This window comes from Pseudomonas sp. BN515, from assembly GCF_029873155.1.
Taxonomy (GTDB): Bacteria; Pseudomonadota; Gammaproteobacteria; order Pseudomonadales; family Pseudomonadaceae; genus Metapseudomonas.
The window spans coordinates 59,393-76,762 of the sequence record NZ_SSOH01000071.1 but is presented as its reverse complement, the minus strand read 5'-3'; the positions used below and the strand labels follow the sequence as shown (position 1 = coordinate 76,762).

Genomic DNA, 17,370 nt, shown 5'->3' with positions numbered 1-17,370 from the left:
GCGCTGCAGCCGGTCAGCGCTTGTCTTCGACTTTCCACTTGCCGCCATCGAAGAAGGCGCGCCAGCCAGTGGGCTTGCCCTCGACCTCGGTCTGCACGTACTGCTCCTTGGTCTTGCGACTGAAGCGAATCACCGCCGGACGACCCTCAGGGTCCTTCTTCGGCGCGTCGAGCAGGTAGTGATACTTCGCGTCCAGCTCATCCTTGTGCGGGATCAGTTCCTGCACCAGTGGCGCACGGGTTTCCCGGTTCTTCGGGAACTGGCTGGCGGCCAGGAACAGGCCGGAAGCGCCATCACGAAGCACATAGATGTCGTCGACCTTCTCGCACTTCAGCTCCGGCATGCGGATCGGATCGATCTTCGGCGGTGCAGCCTCGCCGCTCTTCAACAGCTTGCGGGTGTTCTTGCAGCTGGCGTTGGTGCAGCCGAAGAACTTGCCGAAACGACCGGTCTTGAGCTGCATCTCACTACCGCACTTATCGCACTCCAGGCTCGGACCTTCGTAGCCCTTGATGCGGTACTGGCCTTGCTCGATCTCGTAACCCGAGCAATCCGGGTTGTTGCCGCAGATATGCAGTTTGCGGGTTTCATCCAGCAGATAGGCATCCATCGCAGTCGCGCAAATCGGGCAGCGATGCTTGCCACGCAGCACGCGGGATTCCGATTCACCCTCGTCGTCCGCAGCGATTTCGTCACCCGGCACGAGGTTGATGGTGGCCTTGCAGCGCTCCTTCGGCGGCAGACTGTAGCCCGAGCAACCGAGGAACACCCCGGTCGAGGCGGTACGGATCATCATCGGACGACCGCACTCGCGGCAGGGAATGTCGGTCAGCGTCGGCTGGTTGGCGCGCATGCCCTTGTCAGTACCTTCGGCAAGCTCCAGCTTCTTCCTGAAGTCGCCGTAGAACTCGTCCAGCAGGTGCTTCCAGTCGCGCTCGCCCTGGGCGACATTGTCCAGATGCTCTTCCATGCCGGCGGTGAAGCCGTAGTCCATCAGGTTGGCGAAGCTTTCGTTCAGGCGCTCGGTAACGATGTCGCCCATCTTCTCCGCGTAGAAACGGCGGTTGTGCACCGTGACGTAGCCACGCTCCTGAATGGTGGAGATGATCGCCGCGTAAGTGGAGGGACGGCCAATGCCTCGTTTTTCCAGCTCCTTGACCAGGCTGGCTTCGGAGTAGCGCGCCGGCGGCTTGGTGAAGTGCTGGCTGGGTTCCAGCTTGAGCAGCTCGAGCAGTTCGCCCTCGCTCATTTCCGGCAGGACATCGTCCTCGCCCGGCTTGCTCTGCTGCGGCAGGACGCGGGTGTAACCGTCGAACTTGAGAATGCGGCCCTTGGCGCGCAGCTCGAACTTGCTGGCGTTAACGCTGACGCTGGTGGACAGATACTCGGCCGGCGGCATCTGGCAAGCCACGAACTGGCGCCAGATCAGGTCGTACAGGCGCTCAGCATCACGCTCCATGCCAGACAGCTGGGTGGGGCGCAGATTGACGTCGGACGGGCGAATGGCCTCGTGCGCCTCCTGGGCGCCTTCCTTGCTGGAATAGACGTTTGGCTTGGACGGCAGGTATTTCTGGCCGAACTCGCCCTCGATGAAGCCACGCACCATGGTGATGGCGTCGGCCGAGAGGTTGGTCGAGTCGGTACGCATATAGGTGATGTAGCCGGCCTCATAGAGGCGCTGGGCCATCATCATGGTCTTCTTCACCCCGAAGCCCAGGCGATTGCTCGCGGCCTGCTGCAGGGTGGAAGTAATGAAGGGCGCGGACGGGCGACTGGAAGTCGGCTTGTCCTCACGCTTGGCAACGGTGTAGCTGGAAGCCTTGAGCTTCTCCAGCGCCGCCATGGCCTGGGCCTCGTTCAGCGGCTTGAAAGCCTCGCCGTTCTCCCGGGCCACTTCGAAGCGGACCTTGGCGCCCTTGGCGGTACCGAGGTCGGCGTGCACTTCCCAGTACTCTTCGGGTACGAAGGCGCGGATTTCGCGCTCGCGCTCCACCACCAGTTTCACTGCAACCGACTGCACACGGCCGGCGGACAAGCCACGGGCGATCTTCTGCCAGAGCAGCGGCGAGACCATGTAGCCCACCACGCGATCGAGGAAGCGACGCGCCTGCTGGGCGTTAACGCGGTTGATATCGAGATCGCCGGGTTGGGAGAAGGCTTCCTGGATGGCCTTCTTGGTGATTTCGTTGAACACCACGCGCTTATAGCGGCTGTCATCGCCACCGATGGATTCCCGCAGGTGCCAGGCGATGGCCTCCCCTTCGCGGTCCAAGTCGGTTGCGAGATAGATGGTGTCGGCATCCTTGGCCAGACGGCGCAGTTCCTCGATCACCTTTTCCTTGCCAGGAAGGATCTCGTACTTCGCCTTCCAGCCGTGTTCGGGATCAACGCCCATGCGCGCAACCAGTTGGCGCTTGGCCTTTTCCTTGGCGGACAGGACCGGCGCTTCGCCGGCGGTCTTGCCACGCTTGGCCGGTTCCTTGGCGGCACTGGTCGAACCGCTGGTGGGAAGGTCACGGATGTGGCCGATGCTCGACTTCACCACGTACTGGTTGCCCAGGTACTTGTTGATGGTCTTGGCCTTGGCCGGGGATTCCACGATGACCAGCGATTTGCCCATGGATCGGTGTGTTCCTGAATGAAATATGTAAAAGGCGGGAGCCGCCTGTCGCGGCACCGCTATATATAGTGGCCAGCGCGGCGCGGTCAAGCGCGCCCCTGGCTGCCCCTAGCCCCTCAGGGCTGCGGGAAGGGGTCCGGCTCGGCACTCACCAGAGCGAAGCGCGCAATCTGCTCGCCGTTCACCTGAACCGTTTCGGTGAACATGCTGAGTGGGCGTACCCAAAGGCCGTATTCGCCGTAGAGGGCCTGGTAAACCACCAGTTCCTCCTCCGTCTCGGAATGCCGCGCAATACCGATGACACGGTACTGCTGACCCTTGTAGTGACGATAGAGACCCGGTTGCAGGCGCATGGTTGCCTCACAGTGATGAATGCAGGCTATCCCGCAAAGGTTGCGCATGGTGCCGTGTGATTCGGCATGAAGCCAGCCCTTGCATGAAAATTCCTGCGAAGTATCTCCACATAAAAGCAAAAACCGGGGCACGGGGCCCCGGTTTCTTCATCTCTCTTGCGCGCCGAGAGGACTCACACGCGCTCGAAGATGGTGGTGATGCCTTGGCCGAGGCCCACGCACATGGTGGACACGCCGAAGGTACCGCCGTTCTGCTTCATCACGTTCAGCAGGGTGCCGGAGATACGGGCACCGGAACAGCCGAACGGATGACCCAGGGCGATGGCGCCGCCGTGCAGGTTGACCTTCTGTTCCATCTTGTCGAGGAGCTTGAGGTCCTTCAGCACCGGCAGGGCCTGGGCGGCGAAGGCTTCGTTGAGCTCGACGAAATCGATGTCGTCCATGGTCAGGCCGGCGCGCTTGAGCGCTTTCTGGGTGGACGGAACCGGGCCGTAACCCATGATCGCCGGGTCGACACCGGCAACCGCCATGGCGCGAACAACGGCCATCGGCTGGATACCCAGGTCCTGGGCGCGCTGGGCGCTCATCACGATCATGCAGGAAGCGCCGTCAGTGATCTGCGAAGAAGTACCCGCGGTAACGGTGCCACCTTTCGGGTTGAACGCCGGCTTCAGGTTGGCCAGGCTTTCCAGGGTGGTCTCCGGACGAATGGTTTCGTCGAAGTCGAACACCTTCAGGAAGCCGTTCTCGTCGTAGCCCTGCATCGGGATGATTTCATCCTTGAACTTGCCTTCGACGGTAGCCTTGTGGGCCAACTGGTGCGAACGCAGGCCGAACTGGTCCTGGGCTTCACGGCTGATGCCGTGCATCTTGCCGAGCATTTCGGCAGTCAGGCCCATCATGCCGGACGCCTTGGCGGCGTACAGGGACATGTGCGGGTTCGGGTCTACGCCGTGCATCATGCCAACGTGGCCCATGTGCTCCACGCCACCGACCACGAACACGTCGCCGTTTCCGGTCTGGATGGCCTGCACGGCGGTGTGCAGGGCGCTCATGGAAGAACCGCACAGACGGCTGACGGTCTGGCCGGCGCTGGCGTGAGGGATCTGGGTCATCAGCGACGCCATGCGCGCGATGTTCCAGCCCTGCTCCAGGGTCTGGTTCACGCAGCCCCAGATCACGTCCTCGACCTCCGCCGGGTCGACCTTGGTGTTGCGTTCCAGCAGCTTGCTGATCAGGTGTGCCGACATGTCTTCGGCACGGGTATTGCGGTGCATGCCACCCTTGGAGCGACCCATCGGGGTGCGGCCGAAGTCGACAATGACTGCATCTCTAGGATTCAGGCTCATATTCTTCACTCTCGCTCAATTAGCCGAAAAACTTCTGGCCGTTCTTGGCCATTTCGCGAAGCTTGGCGGTCGGGTGGTACAGCGCGCCCAGGTCAGCGTACTTGTCGGCGATGGCCACGAACTCGGCTACGCCAATGCTGTCGATGTAACGCAGCGCACCACCGCGGAAGGGCGGGAAGCCGATGCCGTAGATCAGGCCCATGTCGGCCTCGGCAGCGGTCGATACGATGCCGTCTTCCAGGCAGCGCACGGTTTCCAGGCACAGCGGAATCATCATGAAGTTGATGATGTCTTCGTCGGTCAGCTCACGCTGCTCCTTGACGATCGGCTTCAGCACTTCGTAGGCGACCGGGTCGGAAACCTTCTTCGGCTTGCCGCGCTTGTCCATTTCGTAGGCGTAGAAGCCCTTGCCATTCTTCTGGCCCAGGCGGTTGGCGTCGTACATCACGTCGACGGCGGTCTTGCCTTCCACAGCCATACGATCCGGGAAGCCTTCGGCCATTACATCGCGGCCGTGGTGGCCGGTGTCGATGCCGACTACGTCGGACAGGTACGCCGGGCCCATGGGCCAGCCGAACTTCTCCATGATCTTGTCGATGCGAACGAAGTCGACGCCCAGTTCCAGCAGCTTGGCGAAGCCGCCGAAGTACGGGAACAGCACGCGGTTGACCAGGAAGCCGGGGCAGTCGTTGACCACGATCGGGTTCTTGCCCATTTTCTTGGCGTAGGCAACGGTGGTGGCGACTGCCACTTCGCTGGACTTCTCGCCACGGATCACTTCAACCAGCGGCATCATGTGCACGGGGTTGAAGAAGTGCATGCCGACGAAGTTCTCCGGACGCTTCAGGGCCTGGGCCAGGTAGCTGATGGAGATGGTGGAGGTGTTGGAAGCGATGATGGCGTCTTCGCGAACGTGGCCTTCCACTTCAGCCAGCACGGCGTGCTTGACCTTCGGGTTCTCAACCACGGCTTCCACAACGATGTCGACATTGCCGAAATCGCCGTAGGACATGGTCGGGCGGATGGCGTTCAGGGCTTCAGCCATCTTCTCGGGCTTCATGCGGCCCTTCTCGACGCGCTTGCCGAGCAGCTTGGAAGCTTCCTGCAGACCCATCTGGATACCCTCTTCGCGGATATCCTTCATAAGGATCGGAGTGCCTTTGGAAGCGGACTGGTAGGCGATGCCGCCACCCATGATGCCAGCGCCGAGTACAGCAGCCAGTTTTACGTCCTTGGCAGCTTCGTCGTACTGCTTGCCCTTTTTCTTCAGTTCCTGATCGTTCAGGAACAGGCCGATCAGGCTGGTGGCAACCGAAGTCTTGGCCAGCTTCACGAAACCGGCAGCTTCCACTTCCAGAGCTTTATCGCGGCCGAAGTTGGCGGCTTTCTGGATGGTCTTGATGGCTTCTACCGGGGCCGGGTAGTTCGGACCGGCCTGGCCAGCGACGAAGCCCTTGGCGGTCTCGAAGGCCATCATCTGCTCGATGGCGTTGAGCTTCAGCTTTTCCAGCTTGGGTTGACGCTTGGCCTTGAAGTCCAGCTCGCCGGAGATAGCGCGCTTGATCAGGTCCAGGGCAGCGGCCGGCAGCAGCTCGGGAGTGACTACGGCGTCGACGGCGCCGACTTTCAGGGCGTCTTCGGCACGGTTTTCTTTGCCGGAGGCGATCCACTCGATGGCGTTATCGGTACCAATGATGCGCGGCAGGCGCACGGTGCCGCCGAAGCCCGGGTAGATACCCAGCTTGACTTCCGGCAGACCGATCTTGGCGACGGTGCTCATCACGCGGTAGTCGGCTGCCAGGCACATTTCCAGGCCGCCACCCAGGGCGATGCCGTTGATGGCGACAACGGTGGGGACTTCGAGGTCTTCGAAGGCGCTGAAGATCTTGTTGGCTTCGAGGTTGCCGGCAACCAGTTCTTCGTCGGGCAGCTGGAAGTTGTCGACGAATTCGGTGATATCGGCGCCGACGATGAAGACGTCCTTGCCACTGCTGACGATCACGCCCTTGACCGAAGCATCGGCCTTGATGGCTGCAACTGCATCGCGCAGTTCGTTCAGGGTGAGACGATTGAACTTGTTGACGGACTCACCCTTGAGGTCGAACTTCAGTTCGACGATACCGCCCTCAAGAGCCTTAACCGTGATGGCTTTACCTTCGTAAATCATCAACTGATCTCCACGGTTTGGGAAACTGGACTGTACGCATCGGAGCCAACCAGCGGACTCGCCTCCCGGCGCTGCCGGAGCATAGTCCCGATCGGTTGGGCACACCCGCCGATGCGATATTCGGGCTGTATGGCTAGAAACGTCATACAAGACAAACGCTTGATTCATACGCCCGTTTGATTTGGGTAAGCGGAGATTCAGGGAAAAGTCTGCGCTTGTCAATCTCGCAGCGTGACCGGCCGGCCACGTTCGAACGGCTCTGCGCCTGGCCTCGCGGTCCATCCGGCGGGAGAGAACATGAAAATTCAGGCGAATGATCGCGACCTATCACGATCGCCACTGATTGGCGCAAATGCCCTCGGAGGGCAGCTGGCAAATTGCCTTTTCGACGAGTACATTCGTGCCACTCGAACCGCCAGGATTCGAGCGCCAGAACAACAACAATCAAGGCCAATGGCCCACGGAGAAGCACCCATGACGAGCCGCCTGCTTGCCATTCTGCTGGGTACCCTGCTCACCCTTCCCGCCTTCGCTTCCACCCAGACCTCCCCGGCGGACAGCCTCCTCAAGCTCCACCAGATGCGCCTGGCAGCCCAGCGCAGCCTCGGTGACTTCTATATGTACAACGGCATGGAAGGCGACCAGCGCTATGCGCGCCTGATCGACGAGTCGGTGCAGCAAGCGGATGCCCGCCTGAAAGAACTGGGCGAGATGCCCGGAGAAGCGTCGAAAGTCCTGCGCACGCAACTGACGCAGGAATGGCAGAGCTACAACAGCGAGCTGACCGGCCTGGTCACTGCACTCAAGCAGCAGGGCTTTACCGACCTGCAGCCGGTAGCCGACCTGACCGCCCGCAACAAGCGCCTGATGGACCTCTCCAACGAGCTCTACGCCAAGATCCAGCAGGAAGGCGCGACCCAGATCCCGCCCCTGACCCAGCGCAGCCGCGACCAGAGCCTGCTGATGCAAACCATCGCCGTGGACTACGCCTCGCGCAGTGCTTCCATCGGCGGCAGCTTCATGGGAGGCAATGGCGGCAAGGCCATCGATGAACTGGCCGGCGAATTCGCCAACCAACTGGCCAGCCTGGAGCAGGCACCGCAGAACACCCCGGAAATCCGCCAGGCGCTGGATGGCATCAGCACCAAATGGCGCTACATCGAGAAGTCACTGAAGAACTACAACGAGAACAGCGTTCCTTTCCTCATCAACAAGTACTCGGACCGCATCATCGACGGTCTTGAAGACGTCTCCGCGCGCTACTCGGCTGCCCAGAGCTGAACCGCCGACACCCGGTGCGGCGACAACAGCGCCGCGCCCACTTTTCAGGCCAGCGACTTCAGCGCGTCGGCGATGCGCTGCAGGTCTTCCGCCGTGCCCCGCTCGCCCCAGCAGAGAGCGACCATCTGCGAACTGGCTTCCACCTTGTAGACATCCTTCGGCAAACCAGCCAGATGGGCCAGCACAGCCGCGTCCTCGCACGGCTCGCGCCACTGGTTCAGCCACTTGCCGGGCTCACTCTGCCAGTAACACCAGGCCTCACGCCCGCGCAGGCGTGGCCGATGGTATTGGGCGCAGGAATGCGGCGGCTCCTGAACCAGCCAGTGGGGCCACTCCTGGCGCGACAGCTGCATGGCCAGCCCCATTCGCCGCGCCTGCAGGCGCAGCTCCATGCGACCTCGCTGCCCCTTCGACGGCACCAGCCAGACCAGGGGGCTGAGCACCGCCAGAAGGAGCAACATGACGATCCAGAAGGTCATAAAGGTTATCTCCGCGCAAAAGCCTGTGTTAAACGTTCCGGACAGCCATACTTGTGAACATGCGAAATCTTAAGGAGGAGTCACCCCATGCCCTACCAGCACATTCTGGTCGCCGTCGACCTTACCGATGAATGCCATCCGGTGGTGCGTCGTGCCCAGGCACTGGCTCAGGCCAGCAAGGCCAAGCTGTCGCTGGTGCACATAGTCGAACCGATGGCCATGGCCTTCGGCGGCGATGTACCCATGGACCTTTCCATGCTCCAGCAGCAGCAGTTCGAGCAGGCTCGTGAGCGCCTGCAGACCTTCGCAGGCATCTACTCCGAACTCACTGCCGACCAGCGTCACCTGGCCTACGGCCAGCCCCGGCAGGAAATCCATCGCCTGGCCGAAGAGCAGGGTTGCGACCTGATCGTGGTCGGCAGCCATGGCCGCCACGGCCTGGCCCTGCTGCTCGGCTCCACCGCCAATGACGTTCTCCACGGCGCACCTTGCGACGTATTGGCCGTGCGCCTGAAGAAACCTGAATAAATAGAAGCGAACCGCCGGGCGCGGGCTTCAATCGAAGCCTTCGCCCGCGCTCATCACCAGAGGCCGGATCTTCTGCAACTGGGTTTCCAGCGAGTAGGTCATGCTGGACGCCATGGAGAAGAAGGTCAGGAAAGCCTTGAGGTTGGAATCACCTTCGCAGGTATCGTGGATACGCTGCCAGAAGGCCTGGTTCACCAGTTGCAATTGCTGGAACAACCGCACCAGTCCCTTCAGCTCCCAGTCCGCGTGGCGCCCTTCCCGGAAATTGAAGTATTGCCGGGCCAGGTAGAGCGAAACCGCCCTGAGGATGAATTCCTGATTGGTGGCGAACGGCAGATGCTGCTGCGCCATCGGCTTGAGCTTGCCCAGCACCGGGCAGGCGCTGGTAGCCATGATCACCCCCAGCAGGGCACGCAGCCCCTCTTCCAGGCCCACCACCTTGGCGTACTCACGATCCGGCGTACGCACCGAGACCTGGACCTTCTTGAAGGCCGGCAGCCCCTGGAAATCCTCGATTACACGGTGCAGGTCGACCGCAGCCGGGCAGTGGCTGTAGGCATCCTTGCTGAGCGGGCAGTTGCTGCACTGCTGGTGCTCCAGGCGAGTCCACTTCGGCGCGGCGCTCGCACGCTCCGCGTCGTAAACACGCTCCAGCTCGATGCGGTAGCTGAACTCGTGCAGATCATCCAGGTTGATGCGGTATTCGATGGCCATGGGCGCTCCGGCTCACTTCCTCAACTATCTTCCAGCTCCGCCCAACGCTCGATCAGGCGGTCCAGTGCCTTCTGCAATTCGTCCAGGCGTTCCAGCACCACGCGGGTCTGCTCCGCAGGGCGCTGATAGAAGGCCGGATCGGAAATCTCCGCCTGTACCTTCGCCTGCTCCGTCTCCAGGGCTTCGATCTGCCCAGGGATGGCCTCAAGCTCACGTTGCAACTTGTAGCTCAGCTTTTTCTTCGGTGCCTCAACCGCGACAGGCGCCGGCTCGGCCGCCTTGGGCGCTTCGACCTTGGCCTCACGGGTATCACCCACGCCAAGAAGACGCGGTGAGCCGCCCTGGCGCAGCCAGTCCTGGTAGCCGCCGACGTACTCGCGAACGCGGCCCTGACCTTCGAACACCAGCGTGCTGGTGACCACGTTATCGAGGAAGGCCCGGTCGTGGCTGACCATCAGCACGGTGCCCGGGAAGTTCAGCAGCACCTCTTCGAGCAGCTCCAGGGTTTCCACGTCCAGGTCGTTGGTCGGTTCGTCCAGCACCAGCAGGTTGGCCGGCTTGCTGAACAACTTGGCGAGCAACAGTCGTGCCCGTTCACCACCGGACAACGCCTTCACCGGCGTTCGGGCGCGCTGCGGGCTGAACAGGAAGTCACCCAGATAGCTCAGGACGTGGCGGCTCTGGCCGTCGATGGTGATGAAATCACGACCTTCGGAGAGGTTATCGATGACGGTTTTTTCCAGATCCAACTGGTGACGCAGCTGGTCGAAATACGCCACTTCGAGGCGAGTACCGATCTCGATGCTGCCGCTGGTGGGCTGGAGATCGCCCAGCAGCAGCTTGAGCAGCGTGGTCTTGCCGGTACCGTTGGCACCCAGCAGACCGATACGGTCGGAGCGCTGCAACACCAGGTTGAAATCGCGGATCAGCGGCTCGCCGCCCGGATGGGCGAAGCCGACATTCTCCGCCACCATTACCTGCTTGCCGGATTTCTCCGCGGCGTCCAACTGAATAGTCGCCTTGCCCTGACGCTCACGACGCTCGGAACGCTCGACACGCATCGCCTTGAGCGCACGCACCCGGCCTTCGTTACGGGTACGACGGGCCTTGATGCCCTGGCGAATCCAGACCTCTTCCTGGGCCAGGCGCTTGTCGAACAGGGCATTGGCCACTTCTTCCGCCGCCAGCTGCTGTTCCTTGTGCACCAGGAAGCTGGCGTAGTCGCCGTTCCAGTCGATCAGGTGACCGCGGTCCAGTTCGAGGATGCGGGTGGCCAGGTTCTGCAGGAAGGAACGGTCGTGGGTAATGAACAGCACCGCACCGTTGAAGCCCAGCAGGGCCTCTTCCAGCCAGGCGATGGCGCCGATATCCAGATGGTTGGTGGGTTCGTCGAGCAGCAGCAGGTCGGGCTCGGCCACCAGGGCCTGGGCCAGCAGGACACGCCGGCGCCAACCACCGGAAAGCTCGGCCAGGGTCTTGTCCGCCGGCAGCTGCAGGCGGCTCAGCGTGCTGTCCACCAGTTGCTGCAAGCGCCAGCCGTCGCGGGCTTCGAGATCCTGCTGGACCCGCGCCAGGCGCGTCAGGTCATGCTCATCGTTGATATGCAGGCTCAAGTGGTGGTACTCGGCCAGCAGTTTGCCGACATCCGCCAGCCCTTCGGCTACCACATCGAATACGGTGCGATCATCAGCGAGCGGCAGCTCCTGCGGCAGTTCGCCGATCTTCAACGCCGGCGCCTTCCAGATATCGCCGTCATCGGCGAACTGGTCGCCCTTGACCAGGCGCAGCAGGCTGGACTTGCCGGTACCGTTGCGGCCGATGATGCACACACGCTCGCCCCGGGCGATCTGCCAGGACACCTTATCCAGCAGCGGCATGGCGCCGTAGGCGAGGGATACGTCGGTGAACTTGAGCAGTGTCATTGCGGGGCCTCCAGGATCAGGGCGCGCATTCTACCCGACTTGCCGCACCGTCTCTCGGGCATTTTTTACCGCCGGTTTCCCCTGCTGGCGCAATGCTTTAACCGCCCCTGCCTAAAGGCTAAGCTAGGCGCTATTCGATGCCCCGCAGGGGGCATTCACAATGATTTATCTGCCCCGGAAGTGTCATGCGCAGTCGTCTGCTCAGCCTGTTTTCCTGCTTGTTCCTTTCCACGGTCGGCCTGCATGCCACCGAGGCCTCCTCGGCCCCTCTCGCCCAGCAACGCTTGATGTACGACGAGGCCAAGCGCGCCCTCGCAAAGGGTGATTCCGGCCCCTACCAGCGCTACGCCAATGCCCTGCGCGACTACCCGCTGGAACCCTACCTGGCGTACGACGAGCTGACCGCCCGTCTGAAATGGGCGAGCAACGAGGAGATCGAGAAGTTCCTCGCCGAACATGGCGACCTGCCCCAGGCCGGCTGGATGAAATTGCGCTGGCTGCGCTGGCTGGCCGAACGCGGCGAATGGCAGACCTTCGTCAACTACTACGACCCCAAGCTCAACTTCACCGAACTGGACTGCCTGTTCGGCCAGTATCAGCTCAAGCACGGGATGAAAAAGGAAGGCTATGCCACCGCCAAGAAGCTCTGGCTGGTCGGCAAGTCCCAGCCCGACGCTTGCGACGTGCTGTTCGGCATGTGGAGCGCCGAAGGCCAACTGACTGAAGAGCTGCGTTGGAAGCGTGCCAAGCTGGCCGCCGAAGCGCGCAATTACGGCCTGGCCAAGCACCTGGTGAAAACCATGCCGCGCCTGGGTACCCCGGGCAATCTCATGGTGGAAGTGGCGCAGAAGCCCCAGTTGCTGAGCCAGACCGCCCGCTTTGCGCCCGCCGATCGCCACATGGCAGACGCCGCGGGCCTCGGCCTGCGCAGGCTGGCCCGCCAGGATCCGGAAAAGGCGCTGAGCCTGTTGGATGTCTATGCCGCCCGCCTGCCCTTCTCCAAGGAAGAAAAGGTCGCCATCGCCCGCGAAATCGGCCTGACCCTGGCCAAGCGCTTCGACTCCCGCGCCCTCACGCTCATGACCAAATACGATCCCGAGCTGCGCGACAACACTGTCAGCGAATGGCGCGCGCGCCTGCTGCTGCGCCTCGGCCGCTGGGACGACGCCTACCAGTTGACCCGGCAGATGCCCGAAGACCTGGCCAAGACCAACCGCTGGCGTTACTGGCAGGCACGCAGCCTGCAACTGGCCCAGCCGGAGAGCCAGCAGCCGATTCCCCTCTACCAACCGGTCGCTCGTGAACGTGATTTCTACGGCTTCCTCGCCGCCGACCGCATCCAGGCGCCCTATCAGTTGAACAACAAGCCGCTGGTGATCGACCCGAAGGTCATGCAGAAAGTGCGCAACACTGCGGGCATCCGCCGTGCGCTTGAATTCCACGACCGTGGCGAGATCGTCAACGGCCGTCGCGAGTGGTACCACGTCAGCCGACTGTTCGACCGCGACGAGCTGGTTGCCCAGGCCAAGATCGCCTACGACCTGCAGTGGTACTTCCCGGCCATTCGCACTATCAGCCAGGCTCAGTACTGGGATGACCTGGACATCCGCTTCCCGATGGCCCACCGCTCGACCCTGACCCAACAGGCCAAGGTTCGCGGTCTGCACTCGAGCTGGGTCTTTGCCATTACCCGCCAGGAAAGCGCCTTCATGGCCGACGCGCGCTCCGGCGTCGGCGCCATGGGCCTGATGCAGCTGATGCCGGGCACCGCCAAGGAAACCGCGCGCAAGTTCGGTATTCCGCTGTCCTCGCCGAACCAGGCACTCAACCCAGACGTCAACATCCAGCTCGGTGCGGCCTACCTGAGCCAGGTCCACGGCCAGTTCAACGGCAACCGGGTACTCGCTTCCGCCGCCTACAACGCCGGCCCCGGTCGCGTGCGCCAGTGGCTGAAAGGCGCCAATCACCTGTCGTTCGACGTCTGGGTGGAAACCATCCCCTTCGACGAAACCCGCCAATACGTGCAGAACGTGCTGTCCTACTCGGTGATCTACGGCCACAAGCTGAACGCGCCGCAGCCCCTCGTGGACTGGCACGAGCGGTATTTCGACGATCAGTAAGAAACAGAAAAGGGCGCCAGTTGGCGCCCTTATTCATTGGCCTCTCCCAACGAGGCTCGTAGGGTGGGCTTCAGTCCACCAACACACCCCGCAACGATCCGCTACTCCAGAACCTCGACTTCCATCCCCACTTCCAGTACGCCGGCGCTGCGGTTGATCAGGTTCTGTCCGAAGTAGACCTCACCTTCCCGCTCGCGGTAGGTCTTGAGCGTGGTCAACGGCTCGCGGTCGGCGCTGCGTTCGCCGGTAGCCGGATCGATGGTGGTCAGGATGCAGCGGCTGCAGCCCTTGGCCACGCTGAACTCGATGCCGCCGATGCGGATGCGTTTCCAGCCGTCCTCGGCATAAGCCTCGCTGCCCTCCACCACCAGGTTCGGACGGAAGCGCAGCATTTCCAACGGTCGCCCCACCCGCTTGCTGAGGTCGTCCAGCGAAGCCTGGCCGATCAGCAGCAGCGGATAACCGTCGGCAAAACCCACCTTCTCCTCGGGCAGCAGGCTACCGGGAATATCCCGTGCACGGTGATCCGGCACGTGGACCAGGCGACACGCCTTGCCGAGGAAACCACTGAGCCATTCCGCCGCTTCGTCGCCTGCGTCCGGTACATGCATCGGAGCGCCCCAAACGAAGGTGCCGCGCAGGTTGGCGTCAGGTTCCGGCAGCGGCACCTCCAGGGCGGGCAGGCCCGCAGCGCTCAAGGTCAGGCCACCGGCATCGTTCCAGCGCGCCGAGAGTTGGGACATCTGGGAAAAGGCGCGCTGGGTCAGGAATCGGCCGTTTTCCGCATCCACCAGCATCCAGCGCCGATCTCCCGCCAGGCCCAGGCCATCGAGCCGAGCCTGCTGGAGGGGTTCGCCAATGGCGGATTTCATGGGGAAACGATAGAGGGACGAGAGACGCAACATGGCCAGCTTCCTGATCGGCGTTTGAGCGAAGTGCCCGTTATACGCAGCCGGCCCCTGTCAGCTCAAGCTCATCGATCTCGCTGAAGGCGATCCAGTACCACGTCCACCAGCTTGTCGGGCTGGAACTTGGAGAGGAAGTTGTCGCAACCGACCTTTTTCACCATGGCGTCGTTGAAGCTGCCCGAAAGCGACGTGTGCAGTACCACGTAGAGATCACGCAGGCGCGGATCGTTGCGGATCTCGGTGGTCAGGCGGTAGCCGTCCATCTCCGGCATTTCCGCATCGGTGAAGATCATGAGCAGTTTCTCGGTCATGTCCACGCCACTATCAGCCCAGGCCTTCAACATCTTCAGAGCCTTCAGACCGTCGCCGGCCATGTGCATGCGCATGCCGAGCTGCGACAGGGTTTCGCGCAACTGTGTCAGTGCCACGCTGGAGTCGTCCACCAACAGCACCTCGCGCCCGACGGCCATCTGCAGCAGCGGGTTATCCAGGCGGTCCGAGGAAACGCGGGTACTCATGGGCACGATCTCAGCCAGGACCTTTTCGACGTCGATGATCTCGACGATCTGCTCGTCCACCTTGGTGATGGCCGTCAGGTAGTGCTGGCGACCGGCACTGCCGGGCGGCGGCATGATGGATTCCCAGTTGAGGTTGAGAATGCGGTCCACGCCGCCCACCAGGAATGCCTGCACCGAGCGGTTGTACTCGGTCACGATGATGGTGCTGCGTTCGTCCGGCACCAGCGGGCGCATGCCGATGGCCTGGGACAGGTCGATCACCGGCAGGGTCTGGCCGCGCAGGTTGACCACGCCGCACACCACCGGATGGCGCTGCGGAATCAGGGTCATCTTCGGCAACTGCAGGACTTCCTGCACCTTGAACACGTTGATGGCGAAGAGCTGACGGCCGCTCAGACGGAACATGAGGATTTCCAGCCGGTTCTCACCCACGAGCTGGGTGCGTTGATCGACGGTGTCGAGAATGCCGGCCATGGAACTTCCTCTGCTGCGAATGCGATGGTGGGCAGGACTGCCTTGCAGCTTTTCGGCAAGGCACCGGAAAACTGAAGATATAGCACTGCGCCATCATGCAACAGCCACCCCCATGACGCCAGCGCGCTGGCGCTATGCAGGGAGCAGCAATGGGGAGTCTTCCGGCAGATGCACCCGCAGCGCCCCTACCCGTGCGGAGATACGTAGGCGCACGCTTTCCAGGGGCTCGCCATCGAGGTTCAGGTCCAACCCTTCCGGTGCTTCCACCTCCACCCAGGGCAAGCGCGCGCTGACCGAAACCGATTCCAGGCCCAGGATGCCGCCGGAGAGCAGCGTGGTCAGGGTGCCCACCACGTCCTGCGGCGCCGGAATGATGCAGAGATCCAGCAATCCGTCGTTCACCGTTGCCTGCGGACAAAGCGGATGCCCGCCGCCCGCCTGGCGTCCGTTGCCGATACCAAGGGCGAGAAACTCCCCTTCCCAGGTGAAGTCCGGCCCACGGAAACGGCCGAACGCCGAATGCACGTCGGAGAAACGGCTCAGACCGGTCAGGAAATAGGCCGCACCGCCCAATACCTTCTTCAGGTCTTCCGGGGTATTGGCAGTGATCTTCGAACCAAACCCGCCGGTTGCCATGTTGAGGAACAGATGCCCATCGGCGTCCCCCAGGTCAATTGCTCGCGGCGCCACGTCCAGCAACGCCAGGGCTCCCTGCGGGTCCAACGGCACGCCGGCCGCCCGCGCAAAGTCGTTGGCCGTGCCCAGGGGCAGCAGCGCCAGGCTGGCATCGCTGCCCGCCTGGACCACCGCTTCGGCCACATCGCGCAGGGTGCCGTCGCCACCACCGGCGATCAGCGTCCGATAGCCCGCAGCCAGGGCGTCCTCCACCAGCCGCCGGGCGTCGCCGCTTTCCCAGGTCACCCGCACCGCAAGCTCCCAGCCCGCGTCGCGGCGCGCCTGGACGGCCGCCCGCACCTCATCGTTGGACGCCTGCTTGCCGTGCAGGATCAGCAAGGCCTTGCGCTCGACCATGGTCGCCTCCATCGCTCGGGAATGGCCGGAGTATAGGACCGCGATTACTTCAGCCTGGCCTCACGAAGGCCTTATCGCCGGTCAATCTATCTATTTTTACGATTGATATAGCGGATAAATTGCGCTTTTACGCAGTTATATGATGATTGATCATGCCACCCATTCCTCCCGGAGAACCCCCTCCGCGAGCAGACAGGAGACCGAACATGATCGAAGTACGCCCCTTCGCCGAACTGGGTGGTGCCAACCACGGCTGGCTCAACGCGCGCCACCACTTCTCCTTCGCCGGCTACTACGACAACCTGCGGATGAGCTGGGGCCAACTGCGCGTGTGGAACGACGACGAAATCGCCCCCCACTCCGGCTTCCCGCCGCACCCGCACCAGGACATGGAAATCATCACCTACGTCCGCGAAGGTGCAATCACCCACCAGGACAACCTGGGCAACAAGAGCCGCACCGAAGCCGGCGACGTGCAGGTGATGAGCGCGGGCACCGGTATCGCCCACAGCGAGTACAACCTGGAAGATGAAACCACCAAGATCTTCCAGATCTGGATCATGCCCACCGAGTACGGCGCAGAGCCGTCATGGGGCACCCGTCCGTTCCCGAAAGGCGAGCGCTCTGGCAGCTTCGTGACCCTGGCCAGTGGCATCGACGAAGGCAGCGACGCCCTGCATATCCGCGCCAATGCCCGACTCGTCGCCGCGACCCTGAAGGCGGGCCAGACCGCCGAGTACCGCCTTGAGAATGGCCGCAGGGCCTACCTGGTGGCCGCCAAGGGTCGATACGAGGTGAACGGCATCGCCGCGGAAGCCCGTGACGGTGTGGCAGTGCGCGATGTGGAAGTGCTCAGCTTCAGCGCCAGCGAGGACAGCGAGATCGTCCTGGTGGATGTGGCCTGA

The 17,370-nt window shown here is 62.6% G+C and carries 14 protein-coding genes; 4 read left to right on the top strand and 10 right to left on the bottom strand.

Going from position 1 to position 17,370, the window contains the following annotated elements; all coding sequences use genetic code 11:
* Window positions 1-13 precede the first annotated feature (13 nt).
* The 4 genes from topA to fadB form a co-directional block, all read right to left on the bottom strand.
* The gene (gene topA / locus E8E91_RS17415; protein WP_280377265.1) at window positions 14-2,620 is read right to left on the bottom strand and encodes a type I DNA topoisomerase; all 2,607 of its coding nucleotides are present in this window, start codon (window positions 2,618-2,620) and stop codon (window positions 14-16) included.
* Window positions 2,621-2,736: 116 nt separating this feature from the next.
* Complete coding sequence (locus E8E91_RS17410) at window positions 2,737-2,973, bottom strand: DUF1653 domain-containing protein (RefSeq protein WP_280366181.1); 237 nt, start codon at window positions 2,971-2,973, stop codon at window positions 2,737-2,739.
* Window positions 2,974-3,146: 173 nt separating this feature from the next.
* Window positions 3,147-4,322: an acetyl-CoA C-acyltransferase FadA gene (gene fadA, locus E8E91_RS17405; protein ID WP_280377263.1), complete on the bottom strand. Its 1,176-nt coding sequence runs from the start codon at window positions 4,320-4,322 to the stop codon at window positions 3,147-3,149.
* A gap of 19 nt (window positions 4,323-4,341) precedes the next feature.
* Window positions 4,342-6,489: a fatty acid oxidation complex subunit alpha FadB gene (gene fadB / locus E8E91_RS17400; RefSeq protein ID WP_280366185.1), complete on the bottom strand. Its 2,148-nt coding sequence runs from the start codon at window positions 6,487-6,489 to the stop codon at window positions 4,342-4,344.
* A gap of 474 nt (window positions 6,490-6,963) precedes the next feature.
* Here fadB and E8E91_RS17395 point away from each other — a divergent pair, with 474 nt between their 5' ends.
* Window positions 6,964-7,770, top strand: coding sequence for a hypothetical protein (locus E8E91_RS17395; RefSeq protein ID WP_280366186.1), 807 nt, complete (start codon window positions 6,964-6,966; stop codon window positions 7,768-7,770).
* Between the two features lie 44 nt (window positions 7,771-7,814).
* On the opposite strand, the gene E8E91_RS17390 is transcribed toward E8E91_RS17395, so the two are convergent.
* Window positions 7,815-8,249 carry a hypothetical protein gene (locus E8E91_RS17390; RefSeq protein WP_280377261.1) on the bottom strand — a complete coding sequence of 145 codons (435 nt, stop codon included), beginning with the start codon at window positions 8,247-8,249 and terminating at the stop codon, window positions 7,815-7,817.
* A gap of 87 nt (window positions 8,250-8,336) precedes the next feature.
* Here E8E91_RS17390 and E8E91_RS17385 point away from each other — a divergent pair, with 87 nt between their 5' ends.
* On the top strand, window positions 8,337-8,777 hold the full coding sequence (locus E8E91_RS17385) for a universal stress protein (protein ID WP_190828459.1): 441 nt from the start codon (window positions 8,337-8,339) through the stop codon (window positions 8,775-8,777).
* A 27-nt stretch (window positions 8,778-8,804) separates the two neighbouring features.
* Here the strand turns inward: E8E91_RS17385 and E8E91_RS17380 are convergent, their stop codons facing one another.
* On the bottom strand, window positions 8,805-9,491 hold the full coding sequence (locus E8E91_RS17380; RefSeq protein ID WP_190828460.1) for a hypothetical protein: 687 nt from the start codon (window positions 9,489-9,491) through the stop codon (window positions 8,805-8,807).
* Between the two features lie 20 nt (window positions 9,492-9,511).
* Entirely contained in the window at window positions 9,512-11,413 is a 1,902-nt protein-coding gene (locus tag E8E91_RS17375; RefSeq protein ID WP_280377257.1) for an ATP-binding cassette domain-containing protein, read from the bottom strand.
* 185 nt (window positions 11,414-11,598) lie between these two features.
* Between E8E91_RS17375 and E8E91_RS17370 the strand changes: the two genes are divergently transcribed.
* Window positions 11,599-13,533 (top strand): transglycosylase SLT domain-containing protein, encoded by a 1,935-nt coding sequence (locus E8E91_RS17370; RefSeq protein ID WP_280366195.1) that lies wholly within the window; start codon window positions 11,599-11,601, stop codon window positions 13,531-13,533.
* 101 nt (window positions 13,534-13,634) lie between these two features.
* On the opposite strand, the gene E8E91_RS17365 is transcribed toward E8E91_RS17370, so the two are convergent.
* The 3 genes from E8E91_RS17365 to yegS all read right to left on the bottom strand — a co-directional run bounded on the left by E8E91_RS17365 (window position 13,635) and on the right by yegS (window position 16,465).
* Window positions 13,635-14,438, bottom strand: a complete 804-nt coding sequence (locus E8E91_RS17365) for an MOSC domain-containing protein (protein ID WP_280377254.1) — start codon at window positions 14,436-14,438, stop codon at window positions 13,635-13,637.
* A gap of 68 nt (window positions 14,439-14,506) precedes the next feature.
* Window positions 14,507-15,433, bottom strand: coding sequence for a chemotaxis protein CheV (locus tag E8E91_RS17360; RefSeq protein ID WP_271470479.1), 927 nt, complete (start codon window positions 15,431-15,433; stop codon window positions 14,507-14,509).
* A gap of 132 nt (window positions 15,434-15,565) precedes the next feature.
* Complete coding sequence (yegS, locus tag E8E91_RS17355) at window positions 15,566-16,465, bottom strand: lipid kinase YegS (RefSeq protein WP_280377251.1); 900 nt, start codon at window positions 16,463-16,465, stop codon at window positions 15,566-15,568.
* 206 nt (window positions 16,466-16,671) lie between these two features.
* On the opposite strand from yegS, the gene E8E91_RS17350 reads away from it, so the two are divergent.
* Window positions 16,672-17,370, top strand: coding sequence for a pirin family protein (locus tag E8E91_RS17350; protein WP_280377248.1), 699 nt, complete (start codon window positions 16,672-16,674; stop codon window positions 17,368-17,370).